We start from the raw sequence: 15,932 nt of genomic DNA, 5'->3' as shown, positions 1-15,932 counted from the left end.
CGCAACCTTCATTTCTCCTAAAACGCCTGGCGACGGAACCGAGGCCCATGCCGACGCCAAGCGAGGAATGCCTACTACATGAAGAGTTCGATCGTTGAAAGCCGGCAATCCTGGTTTATGCGCAATCGCATGACCGTTCTGACGGTCGTCATCGTCGCAGCCTATGGCCTCTTCATCCAATGGTTCTGGGGATGGCCTGTTATCATCAGGCAGTGGGCCGATGTCGGCGTAGGTCCGGTGATCGCTGCGCTCGTACTGCTGACCAGCACCTATTTCCTGCGCACCTGGCGCATCTATGATTATTTTCCGAAGGAAACGGCCGGCCGGTTTGCGACCCTCTTCCGCGTCACGCAGATCCATAATCTCCTGAACATCATGCTGCCTTTCCGAACCGGCGAAACCAGCTTCCCGCTGTTGATGCGCACCGAATTCGGCATTCCGCTGACGCGCGGGACCTCGGCGCTGTTCGTCATGCGGCTACTCGACCTGCACGCGCTTCTGGCTGCCGCCGGCATCGGCTTTGCCATCGCTTCAGCCGATGCAGCGGTTGCCTGGTCGCTCTGGGCGGCCTTCCTGCTGCTGCCGGTCGCGGCCTTTGCCGCCCGCAAGCCGCTGCTGCGCCTGGCCGCCAGACTGCTGCCGAACAAGGCGCAGAAATTCGTCGCCGAGATCGAAAACGGCTTGCCACTCGATGCGATCGCCTTTGCGCGTGCCTGGGCGATGACCATCGTCAACTGGCTGGTGAAGGTGATGGTGCTCGCGTGGGCGCTCGGCCTGATGGGCGTGCTGCCGATGGCGGCAAGCTTCGGCGGCGCGCTCGGCGGCGAACTCTCCTCCGTGCTGCCAATGCATGCGCCGGGCGGCGTCGGCACCTATCCGGCCGGCATCACCGCCGGCGCCATCGCCTTGGGAGCATCGAGCGAGCGGCTGGCCCTTGCCGCGCTGGCACAGGCGAGCGTCAATGCCCACCTGCTGATCATTGTCTCGGCGCTGACGGGAACTGCGATCTCACTACCGCTCGGACGCCGTGGCAACCTCTGAAATCCGCTTTCTCAGAAACGCCTGCTCCGGCTCCTGCCGACAGAGCGATAACGCCGTTTGATAGGCCGCGATCGCCTCTTGCCTCCGGCCGAGACGGCGCAGGAAATCGGCGCGCGCCGAATGGACGAGGTGATAGGCCTGCAGCTCCCGGCGTCCCAGAATGTTATCGATCAGGTCCAGCCCCTTCGCTGGCCCTTCGGCCATCGCAATCGCCACGGCGCGGTTGAGCTCGACGATCGGAGAGGGCTGCGCCGCCAGCAGCAGATCGTAATAGAAGGCGATCCGCCGCCAGTCGGTCTCTTCGGCAGCCGGCGCCTTGGCATGTTCGGCGGCGATCGCCGCCTGCAGCGTATAGGTGCCGATCTCTCCCGCTTCCATCGCCGCGGCGAGCAGCGCCAGGCCTTCCGTAATCTTCGCATGATCCCAGAGCGAGCGGTCCTGATCGGCAAGCAACACCAGCGATCCGTCTCCGACGCGGCGGGCGGTGCGGCGGGAATCCTGCAGCAGCATCAAGGCCAGCAGGCCGGAGACGTCGGGATGCGGCAGCAGCGCCAGAAGCAGTCGCGCCAGACGGATCGCTTCTGCGGTCAGGTCGGCGCGGACCACCTCATCGCCCGAAGAGGCCGAATAGCCCTCGTTGAAGACGAGGTAGATGACGTGCAGCACCCGGTCTAGCCGCGGCGGCAGCGCCTCGCGGCCCGGCACCTCGTAGGGGATCTTCGCCGCCCGGATCCTGCCTTTGGCGCGTACGATCCGCTGGGCCACCGTCGGCGCCGGAATGAGGAAGGCATGGGCGATCTCTTCGGTGGTCAGTCCGCAGATTTCCCTCAGCGCCATCGCCATCTGCGCATCGGCCGGGATGAGCGGATGGCAGCAGGTGAAGATCAGCCGCAGCATGTCGTCCTCGATCGGTTCCATGTCGCCGATCTCCGTTGCATCGGGCGTGTAGAGGCTGTCTTCGATATGATGCTGCGAAGCATCGAAACGCGTCCGCCGTCGGATCGTGTCGATCGCCTTGAAACGCCCTGTCGAAACGAGCCAGGCGAAGGGATTGCCGGGAATGCCGTCCGTCGGCCATGTCCGGGCGGCGGCGGCAAAGGCGTCGTGAAGCGCCTCCTCCGCCCGGTCGAAATCGCCGAGCAGACGGATCAGCGTCGCCAGCACCCGGCGCGACTGAGTTCGGTAGATTTCTTCGATGACGCTTTCCAATCAGGCACCTCAGTCTGGCAGGGTCAGCGTCCGCACGGGCCTCAGTTCGACCGCGCCGTAACGGGCCGACGGGATTCGCCCGGCGATCTCTTTTGCCTTGACCATGTCGGGCGCCTCGATGACGTAGAAGCCGGCCAGATGCTCCTTCGTTTCGACATAGGGACCGTCCGTGGCGGAGAGCGTGTTGTTGCGAACGCGCAACACGGTCGCCGTGTCCGGCATCTCCAAGGCATCGGAGTGGATCATGATGCCTTCGCGGCTCAGCTCCTCATCGAAAGCGAAATGCGCTTTGATAAGTTGGGCGGTTTCATCAGGCGTCAGCGTTCCGTCCGTGTCGGTGCTGTTATAAATCAGGCAGATGTAGCGCATCGCTATTTCCCATCCTCAATGGAGTAAGTCGGGCGCACTTCGATCGAGCAATATTTGAGGATCGGAAAACTCGACACGATCGTCTTCGCCTCCTCGATAGTCTCGGCTTCGATCAGCAAAAAACCGCCGAGGTGCTCTTTGATTTCGGCAAATGGGCCATCGGTCGCAAAGGCTTCGCCATTGCGCAGGCGGACCGTGATCGCCGTTGACGGGTCATGCAAGGCGAGCGCCACCAGCAGATGGCCGCTCTCGCGCCAGCGATTGTCGCTGGTGATGCACTCCTGTGTGAGCGCATCCCATTCGGTCTGAGGGACCAGCTTGCTTTTTTCCGTGTCGAACCAGATCTGGCATAGAAATTTCATTCGTCTCTCCTCATTTAGCTTCGAATTCGTGGATTGGCCGCACCTCGATCGCGCCGAGCCTGGCGAGCGGGATACCGGCGGCAATGCGGATCGCTTCGTTGAGATCCTTTGCCTCGATCAGGATGAAGCCGCCGAGCGCCTCCTTCGTCTCGGCAAAGGGACCGTCCGTCACCGACGTCTCGCCATTGCGCACCCGTACGGTCACCGCCGATTTCGGCGGCTGCAGCGCCTGGGCGACGATCATATGCCCGCTGTCGACGAGGTCCTTGTCATAGTTCAAGGAATTAGTGTCGAGTTCGGTCTTCTCCTCCTGCGTCATGGCGTCGAGCACCCCGCCATCGAACCAGACCTGACAGAGATATTTCATCGCGGCAGCCTCCTTGCTCTGTTCCCATAAACATGGACGAACGACCTGCATGCATTTCGACAGCGCCGCGAAAAAAAATTGTGCGGACGAGATGTCGAAATCGCAAGGCAGCACTCGACAAGGCTTCATCGAAACCCGTCGAGGAGAATGGAAATGAGCATTCTTGAAATCGCTGTGGCAAGCCAGATCTGGGCACGTCGCCACGAGAAGCGTCAGCTGGTAGTACTCGACGATGCCGATGTGCTGAAGGTTCTGCTGCGCATCGCTTTCGTCGTGATGGCCTTCACCTTGCTGATATCAGCGCTGAATCTTGCCGCCGGTAGGCCGCAGATGCTGGCCGAGGGCTCTGCGCCTGTCGTGACGGGCAGATGAGGAAACGGCCTATTGGAAGGCCGTTTCGAAGAAGCTGCGCAGCTTGCGTGAATGCAGCGCTTCCTTCGGCATGGCGGCAAGCTTCTGGACGGCACGGATGCCGATCTGCAGGTGTTGGTTGACCTGCGTGCGGTAGAAGGCCGTTGCCATGCCCGGCAGCTTCAATTCGCCGTGCAGCGGCTTGTCGGAGACGCAGAGCAGCGTGCCATAGGGCACGCGGAAGCGGAAGCCGTTGGCGGCGATCGTTGCCGATTCCATGTCGAGCGCGATCGCGCGCGCCTGGGAGAGCCGCTTCACCGGCCCGCGCTGGTCGCGCAGTTCCCAGTTGCGGTTGTCGATCGTGCCGACGGTACCGGTGCGCATGATGCGCTTCAGCTCGAAACCTTCATAGCCGGTGATTTCGGCCACGGCTGCTTCGAGCGCCACCTGCACTTCGGCCAGCGCCGGGATCGGTACCCAGACCGGCAGGTCGTCGTCGAGGACATGGTCCTCACGCATATAGGCATGGGCGAGAACATAGTCGCCGAGCCGCTGGCTGTTGCGAAGACCGGCGCAGTGGCCGAGCATCAGCCAGGCATGCGGGCGCAGCACGGCGACATGGTCGGTGATCGTCTTGGCGTTGGAGGGGCCGACGCCGATATTGATCATGGTGATCCCGGCATGGCCCTTCTTCTTCAGATGGTAGGCCGGCATTTGCGGCAGGCGGGTGAGGGTGGCATCCGTTTCCGGCGCGTTCGAGCCGGGCAGGGTGACGACATTGCCGGGCTCGACGAAGGCGGTATAGCCGTCGCCGCCCTCCGCCATCAGCTTGCGCGCCCAGCTGCAGAATTCGTCGATATAGAACTGGTAGTTGGTGAACAGCACGAAATTCTGGAAATGCTCGGCATGCGTCGCCGTATAATGCGACAGCCGGGCGAGCGAATAGTCGATGCGTTGCGCGGTGAACGGCGCCAGCGGCGAGGGCTCTCCCGGCGGCGGGATATATTCGCCGTTGGCGATCTCGTCGTCGGTGGTGTTGAGGTCGGGCGTGTCGAAGATATCGCGCATCGGAACGTCGACGAAGGCGTTGGTCGAAGCTTCCACATGCGCACCCTCGCCGAAAGCGAAGTGCAAGGGGATCGGCGTCGCAGATTCCGAGACGATCACAGGCACATTGTGGCTCTTCATCAAGAGCGCCAGCTGCTCCTTCAAGTAATGCTTGAAGAGTTTCGGCCGGGTGACGGTCGTCGTGTAGATGCCGGGTGCCGTGACATGACCGTAGGAAAGCCGCGAATCGACATGGCCGAAGCTTGTCGTCTCGATGCTGACCTGCGGATAAAATGCGCGGTAGCGCGAGGAGATCGGAGCGCCCTGCGCAAGTTCGCTGAAACTCTCGATCAGGAACGCCGTGTTGCGCTCGTAAAGCGCTGTCAGCGTCTCGACCGCCTTGGCGGGATCATCGAAGCTCTGAGGCTGGAAAGGCGGTGGAGAGGATATGTCGAGGGGCGACAAAAGGGAGATTCGTTTGTTCATGACGCATTATAGAGAGTTGTTCTTGACAAGCAAACGACGCGCGCCGGCGGAATTCGATTTTTATCTCCTTCCGTGTCTGATGCCAGTCACCGCACCGTCGGTGCGCAGAAGCTGCCGTTTCTCTCCAGGCAGGTATAACTCGCCCCGAAATGCGACTGCGCACCGCCGCCACCCTCATGCACCACGACTGCCGAAAACGTGATCGCAAAGATCGCCGCAAACAGCGTGATGATGCTGAGGCGTCTCGCCATAATATAGTGGTTCATTGCCTTGCCCTCGATACGCAACTCTATGGTGATAAGAGTTTTGGCATGCGATGGCTGAACGAGTGCTGAGATGCCGGTTCATCAGCCGTTCAGCTTGCCGGGCGGGCTCTGGCCGACCGCCAAGGCTTTGAGGCATGCCGGCGTCGACATGTTTGGCGTTTTGGATGATGGCTGCGCAGGTGCGTTACGATACGCTTATTGGTTCGACTATTCTTCGGCCGGCCAATCCCGCGCGGTATGGATCACACGCAAGATGACGACGCTTTCGCGTCCCGCGATCGACCGCAGCTCATAGGAAATTATGTAGGAGAGCCGGGTGAGGGATTTTTCATAAGTGCCAGTTATTCGTCCTGGCCGACCGGTTGCAAATTCGCCAAGTTTCTTGCCGGCATCCTCGATGGCGTCCACGACCCTTTCGGCCGCATCGGGGTTGTCCTTTGCGATATAACGCAGAATTTCCAGATTATCCTGATGTGCTTCCTTCGACCAAAGAACCGGCCTCATCCGCGCGGGCTCTTCCTACGCTTGGCATCCTCGATGACCTTACGCATTTCGGCGACAGCCTGCTCGTGCGGTATAACGCGTCCAGCTTCCGCATCAGCCATGCCGCGCTTGATACCCTCGATGATTTCAAGCTCGCGCTCCACATAGGCCGCTACGGCCTCGCCGGCGAGGAATGATTTGCTGCGTTGCGTGTCCGCCGCAATCCTGTCGAGCTTTTCTTTTACGTCGGGGCGGACCCGAATTGTCATGGTCGTGCTGCCGGCCATTTCGAAAACTCCTGTGTTGAGCTGTGTACACTCTAACACATCTCGGCCGTTGCCCGCTATCCGCGCCGCGTTCTCTCAAAGCCGCGTCCAGGTCTGAGACTTGCAGAGAATCTTCATCACGCAGCCCTGCATCCTCAGCGAATTGCCGGAAACCTTGCCTGAGCCGCTATAGGTCTTCTCGGCGGCCGGGTCGGTGATCTCGCCGGCATAGCTGCCGCCGGTTCCCGCAAGCGTGCCGATCTTCCGGCCGGCATATTTACCGCTCTTCAGTGTCACGCAGTAACTGCCGCCGCAGGATGCGATCACCGCCGTATCGCCGGCAGCCGTCTTCCAGTTGCCGACGATCGGCTCCTCGGCATGCGCGATACCCGCGATCACTGTTATGACGCCGGCGAGAACGAAGCTGCGGATCATCTTTTCCTCCATGATGCCCTTGATCGCCGCGAAAATAACTGACGCGAACGTAAAGGTAAACAGCCTCAATCGCTATCATGCCGACTGGCTGAAAAACGCGAGAAAAAGCCGTGCGGCGAGCTTTCAAATATATCGCCTGCTGATTTCATGATGAACGATCCGTTTATTTTCAAATCTGAATCTTTCGTAAAATCCGCTCGAAAATCCTTAATTCGCAGGGAGTCCGATGTTTAACGAAAATCCAATTTTACCAAGTGTTTGCACTTTGTTTGTCTCAAATTAATCATGCATTTTAGGCGTTTTTTGAAAGCCGTTTGGCATAGTGAACCCATCAAACGAGCGGGGCAAACCCGCCGGACCGGAAGGGCCGCAAGCCGCAACAGACGGCAAGGCCTAGAGGTAAAACAGGGTCAGTCATAAACAGGCTAACAGGGATAAAACCGATGGCACGCTTTGAAATGCACAATGCTGAAACGGCCACCATGGGTGGCGACAACAACAGCGCCGATGTCTTCTGCGAAATGGGTCTGATGTATGCGACCGGCCGCGGCTGCGAAGTCGATCTCGTCGCAGCCCACAAATGGCTGAACATCGCCGCAATCAAGGGCAACGACCGCGCCGCCGAGCTTCGCGCCGACGTGGCCGCCGCCATGGACAAGATGCAGCTCGCAGCAGCGCTGCGCGCCGCCCGCGAGTGGATGACGGTTCACTAGAGCAATTCCAGGCAAAGCGCGAAGCGCTTTTGCCGGGAATCGCGTAAAAACAAAAAGTGAGAGCGATTCTGCGTTTCCGTGAAAAGCTGAACCGCACTTAACACCGTCTCCGATCAGGCATTCGACAAGAGCAGCAATAACAACCTCAAAAAGAGGGGACTGGCGGGGCGCTTTGGACGGGGCCGACGCCGGGAGAGCGGAACCGCGACCGGGTCCTCCACCGGCCGCGGTTCTTGGTTTTATTGGCTGATCTGTTCCAGCACCTGCGGCAGCGCTTCTTCGAGAAGCGCCATTTCCGCCTCCGGCCCGACGCTGACGCGAATGCAGCGATTGAGCGGCGCCACGCCAGGCATGCGGATGAAAACCCCGCGCTCCATCAATCCGTCGACGACCGCCCTGGCATAAGCGCCGTCGCGGCCAGCGTCGATCGCCACGAAATTCGTCGCCGAGGGCAGCGGTTGAAGGCCGTTCGCCCGGGCGATACCGCCGATCCGCTCCCGGCCCGCATGGATTTTCCCGACCACCTCGACGAGATAGGCCTGGTCCTTCAGCGCCGCGAGCGCTGCTGCCGTCGCCAGCCGGTTCATGCCAAAATGATTGCGGATCTTATCGAAGGCCTGTGCCGTGCCCGCCGTCGAGATCGCGTAGCCGGTGCGTGAGCCGGCAAGTCCGTAGGCCTTGGAGAAGGTGCGGGTGCGAACGACGTTCGGCAGCTCGATGAGCGAGGAGATCGACGGCAGCGAACCTGCCGGCCCCGTCTCGCTATAGGCCTCGTCGAGCACCATCAGCGTCGTCTCGGGCAGCGCACGGGCGAAAGCGACGATGCTGTCGGCATCCCACCAGCTTCCCATCGGATTGTCGGGATTGGCGAAATAGACGAGCGGCGCATTCTCGCGTTTCACCGCATCGAGCAGCCCGTCGAGATCCTCGCGGTCGTTTGCGTAGGGAACGGTCACCAGCCGGCCGCCGAAACCGGCGACATGGAAATTGAAGGTCGGATAGGCGCCGAGCGAGGTAACGACCGGCGCCCCCGACTCGATCACCAGCCGGACGATCTGGCCGAGCAATTCGTCGATGCCGCTGCCGATGGCAATATTGGCGGCCGAGACGCCGAGATGGGCGGCAAGCGCTTCCCGGAGTGCGAAATTCTCCGGATCATTGTATTTCCAGATATTGCCTGCCTCCTCGCGCATCGCTGCAAAAACCGAAGCCGCTGGGCCGAAGCCGTTCTCATTGGCGCCGATGCGCGCCGAAACGGCAAGTCCGCGCTGGCGCTCGATCGCCTCGGGGCCGACGAAGGGAACTGTGGAGGGCAGGGCGCTGGCAAGAGGTGTGAAGCGCGAAAAGGCGGACATGCGAAGGCAGCTTCCCGGACATATTGACAATCGGCGAAACAATAGGCCCGGGCACGGCCAACGCAAGCAAGATTATTTCCGCAACGGCAGCGCCGCGCGTGTCGCCGGCCTGTTTACGCGCGGAAGATCGGCGCACGCCGGGCGTCGATCGCTTCCATGTTGCCGATCATGAAATCGGTGCGGACGACGCGGCGCAGAACCTCGGGGTCCATGATGTTGATGAACCGCACCCCGATGCGTTCGTTGTTGCGGTATACCTCGGCGCAGCCGATCCGGTAGGCGAGGCCGAGAATGTTGAGATAATAATGCTTCGGCAGACCGGCCGTGGTCGAAACGATGAAGGTGGCGCCGCCCTGCGAGATATCGATGATCTCGGCGCTTCGCATCGACACGCCGGTCAGGCACGGGCGGACGGCGACGATGCGGGCGGGTCGCTTGACGTTGAACTCTTCCCAGCGCAGGTCGTAGACAGCGGATTTGACCGTGGCAAGGTGTGTAGCGCGGAGCATAGTCATTCACATTCTCCGTCAGACAGTGCACATTTGGGGTCTTGATCACGAGCAAGCTGGTCTTGATCACGAGCAAGCTAGTCTTGATCTCATTCAAGCTGGGGTCTTGCTCCAACCAAGGTCACATGAATGTTTTGCACATTCGTCAAATATAAAATTACAATTTTAACGAGTTTAAACTTTGTTTCCAAGCGGGACGCCCGATGTCCATTTTCGGGACGCGGGCTTGCATCTCCAGGCTCCCGTTTCAGCCAAAAAATCTGACGGCGAAATATCTACCGGCGGCAGTCAGCGCCGTCAGAGCCGTGCCCCAGGCCATGTCGACCAGGCTCATGGCGAGCGGCCAGTTGCGAAGCGTGGCGAGATTGGTGATGTCATAAGTGCCATAGGCCGCCAGTTCCAGAATGGCACCGTGGAGAACGCCGTGGCGATAGAGCCCGCCGACAGCGCTGGCAGCACGGCACTGCGGCGGCGAAGAACAGGTAGAACAGTGCGCCGACCGCCAGATTGGGCGAGGGCAGCATCAGCGCTCCCAACTGGTCCCGGTAGAAGTTGCGGGCGATGAGGCCGAGCCATATCCCGTCGCAGATGAGAAGAGTGAGAAAGGTGCCGGCATAGGCAAACAGCGCTGTCTTCGTCGTCAATTTACCGAGCTTAGCCTTTCTACGCGGCCAAGGCCGACCGGATCGCCGCCCCGTTCGATTTCGGCGCAATTTTCCCGAACTCTTTCAATGGCCGAGCGTTGTGCCTTGATCGATGAAGCACGGCGCGCTTCGAATGACGACAGCGAGGAGTTGAAGATGACCGACGTCAAAATCCCTTGGAAATCATGGGTCGTGGTCTGCAACGGAGCCAAGGCTCTGATCATGCAGAATGCCGGCGATGCCCAGCTGATGAAGCTGAAGGTGCTGGAGACTTTAACGCAGCCGAGCGAGCCAGACCGCGAGATCGGCACCGACAAGCCCGGCCGCAGCCATGCCGCCGATGGCTTCAGCCGCAGTGCTGTGGAGGAGACCAACTGGCAGGATCAGGCCGAAGCCCAATTCTTGAAACAAGTCGCAGAAAGGCTGGATGAGCTGTCGCAGGAAAAGGATGTCCGCCGCATCGTCCTGGTTGCGCCGCCGAAAGCACTCGGCACGCTGCGGCCGGCGCTCAGCGCCGATACGCAAGCAGCGATCTCCGTGGAATTGGCGAAGGACTATACCAATATGCCTGTCGATGAGATCGAGCGGCATCTCGCTGCCTGAACCGTTAGAGCAATTCCAGGAAAAGTGTGAAGCGGTTTTCCGTCCGGAATTGCGTAAAAACAGAAGGCTAGAGCGGTTATGCGCTTCCCGTGAAGCTGAGCCGCTCTAGCCCAATCTGAGGGAACGCGGGTCGAGAGGCCCGCGTTTTCGCGTCATGCGGACGGTTTCTGCCCGGCAAACAGATCTTCATGATCGGCAAAGAGCGCCGCCAGGCGGTCGATGACGATCCTGACTTCCGGCCGTTGCCGCTCGTCGTCATGCGCAACGATCCACATGTCGTAGGTCAGTTCGTCGATGACAGGCCCGGCGCGGACGAGCCTGCGCTCCTGATCGCCGATGAAACAGGGGAGCACGCCGCGGCCGGCGCCGCCGCGGATGAGGTAGAAGAGCATATGCGGCGTGTTCGTCCAGCTGGTGATCCAGGAATCCGGCTGTTCGAACGTCCATTTGTCCGCCGGCGTGATGGCGGTATCTGTGCCGAGCGAGATCCAGTTGCAGTTTTTGTCGTCATAGCCGGCCGCCTGATAAGCCGCATGCGCCACCTTGACCGAACGGCGGATCGCGACGTTGCCGCTCTCCGGCCGGCTGTGGCGAATGGCGATATGCGCCTCGCGATAGGTGAAATCGACGCTCGCATCGCAGGTCTTGTAGCACATGCGGAAGCTGTCCTTCGGCGTCCAGACGCTTGCCAGGCGGTCGGCGACGAAGCGCGAGGTCCAGCTGTCGGCGGCCGTCGAGACGATCGGCAGTGTCAGCACCTCGCCGCGCCAGTCGGAGATCGCACGCGCCGCATCCTGCATCAGCCGGACGCGATCGAGCAGTTCCTGCCCGTCCTTGGCGAGCAGATAACCGGTGGGGCCGCGGCTGAACAGCGAGCGGCCGGTCACCCGTTCGAGCGCCAGCATGCGCCGGCCGATCGTCGGTGCGCTGAGCCCGGTGCGCGTCGCCGCCGCCGAAAGCCCGCCGGCGGTCGCAACATGGAAGAAAAGCTGCAAGTCGTCCCAGCTCGCATCTTTCATGGATGAAAACCCCCTTTCCCCAGCGCCTCTACATCGGAGGGGCGCGAAGGCTTAGCTCAAGTGCCTGAGCCAAATAGATGGAGGATCGAGCAATGGATCTCAACTGGATTGTTCTCTTTAAGGAAATCGAAAACGGCAATCGCCGGATCCGCCATGATCCCTTGGCCGATCCACTCGAGCGTCCGGAATGGCGCGGATTTCTCTGGGCCGTTTCGATCATCGCGCGTCTCGCCGCAAGACGGAGCGGCGAAACAAAGGCGACGCGCCGCGATGATTCACGGATCGGAAAAAGCCTCAGGTTTCGAAGTTCAATCGCAACACGTGGTGCAGGAATTCCGGATTGATCAGCATGTTGAAGCTGATCGTCACCGATTCGCCTTCGCGCTTGACCACGGTCGCACCGATCTCGTCATGGATGCCTAGGATTTCGAGAAAGAAATGGCTCGGTATTTCCAGGTTCGGGCTGACTTCAAGCAATGCGCCGGCAAGCGTGATCGTGCGGATCAGGCAGCGCACCTGGGTTCCGGTGCTGAGGTGATGGCCGACGAAGATGATGTTGCCGGGCCTGTCGAGGTTGAATTCCCTGTAGGCACGTTCCGGCTTGGGGTGTTCTGTGTCGAGGTGCATCTGAAAGGCCCTTTTAGCCTCCGCTTGTAATACGACAGGATATTAGCCGAAGAATGCTGACATTTGCTGAAGAACACCGTTAAGATTGAATGCTTATGTGAAAGCCGCGGGAAAATCGCACCGATTTCGTGCAGATTTGCTCCAAAGCTGCGCATTCCTGAAGCAGATGCGCCATTCTTGACATGTCGGTGGCGTTCGCGCATACAAAGGCCGGTTCGAGGCACCGGCCGCTCGCGGATGAAAATCCATGGTGAAGTCCTCGCGATCATGGTCACGGCCCTTTGTGCATGCTGACTGGCGGCAATGCGAGCTCCCATCCGCAGTCGAAGAGCATGCCTTTCGAAGGCTCACGCCATGACGACGACCTATCCTGCCATTGATGAATTGAAGGCCCAGGCCAAGCGCCTGCGCCAGGCGATGAACGATCGCGGCACCATGCTGACCCACAGTGCTGCCCTGGAAATGATTGCCCGCCAGCATGGCGCGCGCGATTGGAATACGCTCGCAGCCCTTGCGGAAAAGCCCAATGCTGCTCCGAAGACGCCGCTCTTCGTCGGCGCGCATATTCGCGGTCGCTATCTCAATCAGCCGTTCACCGGCGAAGTCCTGGCGCTTTCGGCCCTGCCGGGCGGCGACCTGCACAGGATCACCATCCACTTCGACGAGCCGGTGGATGTCGTAACCTTCGAGAGCTTTTCCGCCTTTCGCCAACGTGTGAACGCGCAGATCGATGCCGATGGTGTGTCGCCGCGGAAGACCTCCAACGGTGTGCCGCATCTGGTGCTCGATCTCTAGATTGTTTTTGTCCTTTTGAGGCTGTCGATCCGGATGATTTAGCCGGATCGGCCTCATATCGCACGGATTTATCCATGACCGATCTTTCTGAAGGTAATGCCTTTCTCACCGGCTGGCTGCCGGCCGTCTTCGTCAAAACGGCGGCGCCGATCGTCGCGATCACCACCGTCAACGGTCTGTTCACCGTCGTCGACGCCTATTTTCTCGGCGCCTATGTCGGCCCGGACGCGCTCTCTGCCGTCAGCCTGATTTTCCCCGGGCTGATGCTGCTGATCGCCCTGCAATCGCTGGTCTCGAACGGCATGGCGAGCATCCTCGCCCGCCGGCTCGGCGCCGGCGATCGTCAAGGCGCGCGTCGGGTGTTTGCCGGCGCGCATGCGCTGACGTTCGCCGTTACCCTCATTCTCAATCTGGTCTATTGGACTGTCGGCCGGCAGATCATCGATGCCGGTGCCGCCGGCAATGCTGCCGTGGCCGATGGCGCCATGCTGTTCATGGGCGCGATGATCGCCTGTGCGCCGGTCGGCTTCTTCCTGTCGCTGCATCTCGACGGGCTGCGCTGCGAAGGCAAGATCGGTTTCATGACGCTGGTGACGCTGTCGGCCTCGCTGCTCAACATCTTCGGCAACTGGCTGTTCATGGCGGTGATGCATTGGGGCGTGCTCGGTTCGGCAGTCGGCTCCATCGCATCGCAATTCGTCTGTCTCGCGGCTGTGCTCGCCTATCGCTGGCGCCGGCCGGCGGCACTGAGGCCTTTCCGAGGGTTGGCTCTTGCCGAATGGCGCGGCATCGTCGCCTTCGGCGCGCCGATGAGCCTCGGCTTCATCGGCATATCGCTGGCCTCAGCCGCCATTCTGATCAACGTTTCGCTCTGGAGCACGCATGACTATGCTGCGACGGTGGCTGCCTATGGCATCATCACCCGGATCATGACCTTCACCTATCTGCCGCTGCTTGGCCTCAGCATTGCGCTGCAGACGGTCGCCGGCAACAATCACGGCGCCGGCCTCGGGCTCCGCGTCGGCCGCAGCCTGCAGATCGCCATGCTCGCAGCGCTCGTCTATTGCACCCTGGTGGAAATCACCGTCGAATTGCTGGCCGGTCGCCTCGGCGCCGTCTTCGTTGCGGATCCCGCCATTATCGCCGAGGTCAGGCGCATTCTGCCCTGGACGATCGGCGCCTATTTTCTCTTCGGGCAGATGCTGATCCTGTCATCCTATTTCCAATCCATCGGCGATGCCCCGCGCGCGGCGATCTTCGGCCTGTCGCGGCCCTATCTGCTCACCCTGCCGCTCACCTTTTTGCTGCCCTTCGTCTTCGGCGAGCAGGGGATCTGGATGGTGCCGGTCTTTGCCGAGGCAGCCATGTTCATCCTTGCCTTCCTGGTGCTGTCGCAGAACGCCAAACGCCGCGGTTGGCGCTACGGGCTTCTGCCCGCCTGAGACGGAAAAGCCGCGCTTGGGAGCGCGGCTTTTGCCTGATCGTCATTCCTTGCCTGCCGAAGCGGCCGATGTTGCGGCTTCAGCCTCGTTCAAGGCTTCGGCGCACTCCTGGCAGCAGACCTCGACAGTCTTGCCGCCGAGCTTGACGGTGATGGTATCCGCGCCGAGTTCGCAGTCGCAGGCAGCGCATGTGGTCTTCTTCATCTGGTGATCCTCCGTTGATCGCCCCGTGATCGGGACAGGCTGATAAGATCATCGAAGACCGCATCGTCGCTGTCGAAATCTTTAGCGATCGATTCCCCGCACAATTCCTTAAATCGGGATCGATTTAAGGAATTGTGCGGGGGTTCAAAGTGCTACAGCGTCCTTTGCGGCTCTCGAAAAGAGGCGCGGCGCTGTAGGCTTTCACTTGCGCCGCAGCTGCGCCGCGCGCTGGAATTCGGCCGGAGTCTGGCCGAAGGACTGTTTGAAGGAAGCGCTGAAATGGCTGTGGCTGGAGAAGCCGAGATCGAGACCGAGCGCCGTCAGATCCTCATACTGGCCGAGCAGATCGAGCGCGCGGGCAAGCCGCAGCCGAAGCTGGTAGCGATAGAGTGGCGTCGCCTCGACCTGTTGGAAGACCTGGGTGAGATAAACGGGCGAGACGCCCACTTCGGTGGCGATTTCCGAAAGTGTCCAGCGCCGCGCGAGATCGGAGGAAAGCACCAGCTTTGCCCGGTCGACGAGTTTCTGCCGGCCGGCGCTGGCGCCCGCTGCGTGCGATGTGCGCTCGCCGAGCGAGCGGCGCACGAGCGTCAGCGCCAATATTTCCGCTTCCAGCGTTTCGGCGACGTTGCGGCTGAGACCATGGCGCAGGAGAGCGACCAGGGCCTGCGCACGCGGATCGATCCGCCGGCGCTGGCGGCGGAAGGAAAGGGGCGGGCCGGGCTGCGCCTGTTCCTTCGGCGTAAGCTCTTCAAGCATGGATTCGTCGATCGCCAGATCGATGCAGGCGTCGCCACCCTCGATAGGGTGGCTGATCCGATATCCCTGGCCGGCATTGAAGAACAAGACCTGATTGGCTTCCGCCACCGTATCATTGCGGCCGACATGCCGCATGAAGACGCCGCGATAGGGATAGACGAGGCTTGTCCTGTGGGCGCATTCCTCGTCGCTCTTATGACGGCACTCGCCATTGCAGAGGATGTCACGAATCCTGACCATCTTCGTTTTCAGAAGCGGTGCCGTTGAGAACTGCGACATTGCATATTCCGTATCAGACAGGCCAGAACCGACCTTACTTATAACAGCACTTCAGTACCGGCCGTAGACATGAACATCGCTTTCCGTCTGCCCCCTGGAAAGGCCGATATCCTTCAGCTGTTCGTCCGAAAGCTCCATCAACGCATTCCGGTTGCGGCGTTCGTTTATTTTGCCGGCCAGCCAGCGCGCCGACCTGATCGCGGCAAGGAACAGGCCGGGTCGCGTAAGACGCGAAGAGCGAATATTTCGGGCCGGTATCGTGAAGTTCGAGCTGTGCATGATGATCCTCCATCCGTGTTTG

At 60.7% G+C, this 15,932-nt stretch carries 23 protein-coding genes and 1 pseudogene; 7 read left to right on the top strand and 17 right to left on the bottom strand.

Annotated elements, in window-relative coordinates:
- Window positions 1-78 precede the first annotated feature (78 nt).
- Window positions 79-1,041, top strand: coding sequence for a lysylphosphatidylglycerol synthase domain-containing protein (locus tag RWJ89_RS17700; protein ID WP_168284163.1), 963 nt, complete (start codon window positions 79-81; stop codon window positions 1,039-1,041).
- Here the strand turns inward: RWJ89_RS17700 and RWJ89_RS17695 are convergent.
- From RWJ89_RS17695 to RWJ89_RS17680, 4 genes are read right to left on the bottom strand one after another with little or no spacing between them, the layout of a single operon-like run.
- Complete coding sequence (locus RWJ89_RS17695; RefSeq protein ID WP_131665992.1) at window positions 1,012-2,250, bottom strand: RNA polymerase sigma factor; 1,239 nt, start codon at window positions 2,248-2,250, stop codon at window positions 1,012-1,014. The two genes, RWJ89_RS17700 and RWJ89_RS17695, sit on opposite strands and share 30 nt — an antisense overlap.
- 9 nt (window positions 2,251-2,259) lie before the next feature.
- Window positions 2,260-2,619, bottom strand: a complete 360-nt coding sequence (locus RWJ89_RS17690) for a YciI family protein (RefSeq protein WP_131665991.1) — start codon at window positions 2,617-2,619, stop codon at window positions 2,260-2,262.
- Between the two features lie 2 nt (window positions 2,620-2,621).
- The gene (locus RWJ89_RS17685) at window positions 2,622-2,981 is read right to left on the bottom strand and encodes a YciI family protein (RefSeq protein WP_131640449.1); all 360 of its coding nucleotides are present in this window, start codon (window positions 2,979-2,981) and stop codon (window positions 2,622-2,624) included.
- Between the two features lie 10 nt (window positions 2,982-2,991).
- On the bottom strand, window positions 2,992-3,348 hold the full coding sequence (locus RWJ89_RS17680; protein ID WP_131665990.1) for a YciI family protein: 357 nt from the start codon (window positions 3,346-3,348) through the stop codon (window positions 2,992-2,994).
- 153 nt (window positions 3,349-3,501) lie between these two features.
- On the opposite strand from RWJ89_RS17680, the gene RWJ89_RS17675 reads away from it, so the two are divergent.
- Window positions 3,502-3,720 carry a hypothetical protein gene (locus tag RWJ89_RS17675; protein ID WP_246621749.1) on the top strand — a complete coding sequence of 73 codons (219 nt, stop codon included), beginning with the start codon at window positions 3,502-3,504 and terminating at the stop codon, window positions 3,718-3,720.
- Between the two features lie 9 nt (window positions 3,721-3,729).
- Here RWJ89_RS17675 and RWJ89_RS17670 read toward each other — a convergent pair whose 3' ends face one another.
- The 5 genes from RWJ89_RS17670 to RWJ89_RS17650 all read right to left on the bottom strand — a co-directional run bounded on the left by RWJ89_RS17670 (window position 3,730) and on the right by RWJ89_RS17650 (window position 6,682).
- Window positions 3,730-5,232 (bottom strand): AMP nucleosidase, encoded by a 1,503-nt coding sequence (locus RWJ89_RS17670; protein WP_131665989.1) that lies wholly within the window; start codon window positions 5,230-5,232, stop codon window positions 3,730-3,732.
- A gap of 86 nt (window positions 5,233-5,318) precedes the next feature.
- The gene (locus tag RWJ89_RS17665) at window positions 5,319-5,498 is read right to left on the bottom strand and encodes a hypothetical protein (RefSeq protein WP_131665988.1); all 180 of its coding nucleotides are present in this window, start codon (window positions 5,496-5,498) and stop codon (window positions 5,319-5,321) included.
- Between the two features lie 207 nt (window positions 5,499-5,705).
- On the bottom strand, window positions 5,706-6,002 hold the full coding sequence (locus RWJ89_RS17660) for a type II toxin-antitoxin system RelE/ParE family toxin (RefSeq protein WP_168270189.1): 297 nt from the start codon (window positions 6,000-6,002) through the stop codon (window positions 5,706-5,708).
- Window positions 5,999-6,268 carry a CopG family ribbon-helix-helix protein gene (locus tag RWJ89_RS17655; protein ID WP_168270191.1) on the bottom strand — a complete coding sequence of 90 codons (270 nt, stop codon included), beginning with the start codon at window positions 6,266-6,268 and terminating at the stop codon, window positions 5,999-6,001. The genes RWJ89_RS17660 and RWJ89_RS17655 overlap by 4 nt, the downstream gene beginning before the upstream one ends.
- Before the next feature lie 75 nt (window positions 6,269-6,343).
- A complete protein-coding gene (locus RWJ89_RS17650) occupies window positions 6,344-6,682 on the bottom strand; it encodes a DUF2147 domain-containing protein (RefSeq protein ID WP_026265105.1) in 339 nt (112 codons plus the stop codon).
- Between the two features lie 443 nt (window positions 6,683-7,125).
- Here RWJ89_RS17650 and RWJ89_RS17645 point away from each other — a divergent pair, with 443 nt between their 5' ends.
- On the top strand, window positions 7,126-7,395 hold the full coding sequence (locus RWJ89_RS17645; RefSeq protein ID WP_003546876.1) for a sel1 repeat family protein: 270 nt from the start codon (window positions 7,126-7,128) through the stop codon (window positions 7,393-7,395).
- 239 nt (window positions 7,396-7,634) lie between these two features.
- Here the strand turns inward: RWJ89_RS17645 and RWJ89_RS17640 are convergent, their stop codons facing one another.
- The 3 genes and pseudogenes from RWJ89_RS17640 to RWJ89_RS17630 form a co-directional block, all read right to left on the bottom strand.
- Window positions 7,635-8,750 carry a pyridoxal phosphate-dependent aminotransferase gene (locus tag RWJ89_RS17640; RefSeq protein ID WP_222060334.1) on the bottom strand — a complete coding sequence of 372 codons (1,116 nt, stop codon included), beginning with the start codon at window positions 8,748-8,750 and terminating at the stop codon, window positions 7,635-7,637.
- A gap of 113 nt (window positions 8,751-8,863) precedes the next feature.
- On the bottom strand, window positions 8,864-9,265 hold the full coding sequence (locus RWJ89_RS17635; protein ID WP_131640443.1) for a PilZ domain-containing protein: 402 nt from the start codon (window positions 9,263-9,265) through the stop codon (window positions 8,864-8,866).
- Window positions 9,266-9,506: 241 nt separating this feature from the next.
- A pseudogene (locus RWJ89_RS17630) lies at window positions 9,507-9,903 on the bottom strand (DUF2177 family protein).
- Window positions 9,904-10,059: 156 nt separating this feature from the next.
- Between RWJ89_RS17630 and RWJ89_RS17625 the strand changes: the two are divergent.
- On the top strand, window positions 10,060-10,506 hold the full coding sequence (locus RWJ89_RS17625; protein WP_131640442.1) for a baeRF12 domain-containing protein: 447 nt from the start codon (window positions 10,060-10,062) through the stop codon (window positions 10,504-10,506).
- Between the two features lie 152 nt (window positions 10,507-10,658).
- Here RWJ89_RS17625 and RWJ89_RS17620 read toward each other — a convergent pair whose 3' ends face one another.
- Window positions 10,659-11,525 carry a LysR family transcriptional regulator gene (locus RWJ89_RS17620; protein ID WP_222060335.1) on the bottom strand — a complete coding sequence of 289 codons (867 nt, stop codon included), beginning with the start codon at window positions 11,523-11,525 and terminating at the stop codon, window positions 10,659-10,661.
- Between the two features lie 92 nt (window positions 11,526-11,617).
- On the opposite strand from RWJ89_RS17620, the gene RWJ89_RS17615 reads away from it, so the two are divergent.
- Window positions 11,618-11,869, top strand: coding sequence for a hypothetical protein (locus RWJ89_RS17615; protein ID WP_077976101.1), 252 nt, complete (start codon window positions 11,618-11,620; stop codon window positions 11,867-11,869).
- Here the strand turns inward: RWJ89_RS17615 and RWJ89_RS17610 are convergent.
- Window positions 11,820-12,152 (bottom strand): hypothetical protein, encoded by a 333-nt coding sequence (locus RWJ89_RS17610; RefSeq protein ID WP_077976102.1) that lies wholly within the window; start codon window positions 12,150-12,152, stop codon window positions 11,820-11,822. The genes RWJ89_RS17615 and RWJ89_RS17610 overlap by 50 nt on opposite strands.
- A 354-nt stretch (window positions 12,153-12,506) precedes the next feature.
- On the opposite strand from RWJ89_RS17610, the gene RWJ89_RS17605 reads away from it, so the two are divergent.
- A complete protein-coding gene (locus RWJ89_RS17605) occupies window positions 12,507-12,947 on the top strand; it encodes a glyoxalase superfamily protein (protein ID WP_222060336.1) in 441 nt (146 codons plus the stop codon).
- Between the two features lie 74 nt (window positions 12,948-13,021).
- Complete coding sequence (locus RWJ89_RS17600; RefSeq protein WP_316031196.1) at window positions 13,022-14,389, top strand: MATE family efflux transporter; 1,368 nt, start codon at window positions 13,022-13,024, stop codon at window positions 14,387-14,389.
- A gap of 42 nt (window positions 14,390-14,431) precedes the next feature.
- Here the strand turns inward: RWJ89_RS17600 and RWJ89_RS17595 are convergent, their stop codons facing one another.
- The 3 genes from RWJ89_RS17595 to RWJ89_RS17585 form a co-directional block, all read right to left on the bottom strand.
- Window positions 14,432-14,593 carry a hypothetical protein gene (locus RWJ89_RS17595; RefSeq protein ID WP_020049291.1) on the bottom strand — a complete coding sequence of 54 codons (162 nt, stop codon included), beginning with the start codon at window positions 14,591-14,593 and terminating at the stop codon, window positions 14,432-14,434.
- 201 nt (window positions 14,594-14,794) lie between these two features.
- A complete protein-coding gene (locus tag RWJ89_RS17590; protein ID WP_316031195.1) occupies window positions 14,795-15,631 on the bottom strand; it encodes a helix-turn-helix transcriptional regulator in 837 nt (278 codons plus the stop codon).
- A 51-nt stretch (window positions 15,632-15,682) separates the two neighbouring features.
- On the bottom strand, window positions 15,683-15,910 hold the full coding sequence (locus tag RWJ89_RS17585; RefSeq protein WP_316031194.1) for a DUF1127 domain-containing protein: 228 nt from the start codon (window positions 15,908-15,910) through the stop codon (window positions 15,683-15,685).
- Window positions 15,911-15,932: the final 22 nt, after the last annotated feature.

The sequence above is a fragment of the Rhizobium sp. 10PS4 genome, from assembly GCF_032464805.1.
GTDB classification, from domain to species: Bacteria; Pseudomonadota; Alphaproteobacteria; order Rhizobiales; family Rhizobiaceae; genus Rhizobium; species Rhizobium laguerreae.
Note: the sequence above shows the minus strand (reverse complement) of the source record. Positions and strands in the feature narration are given on the sequence as shown.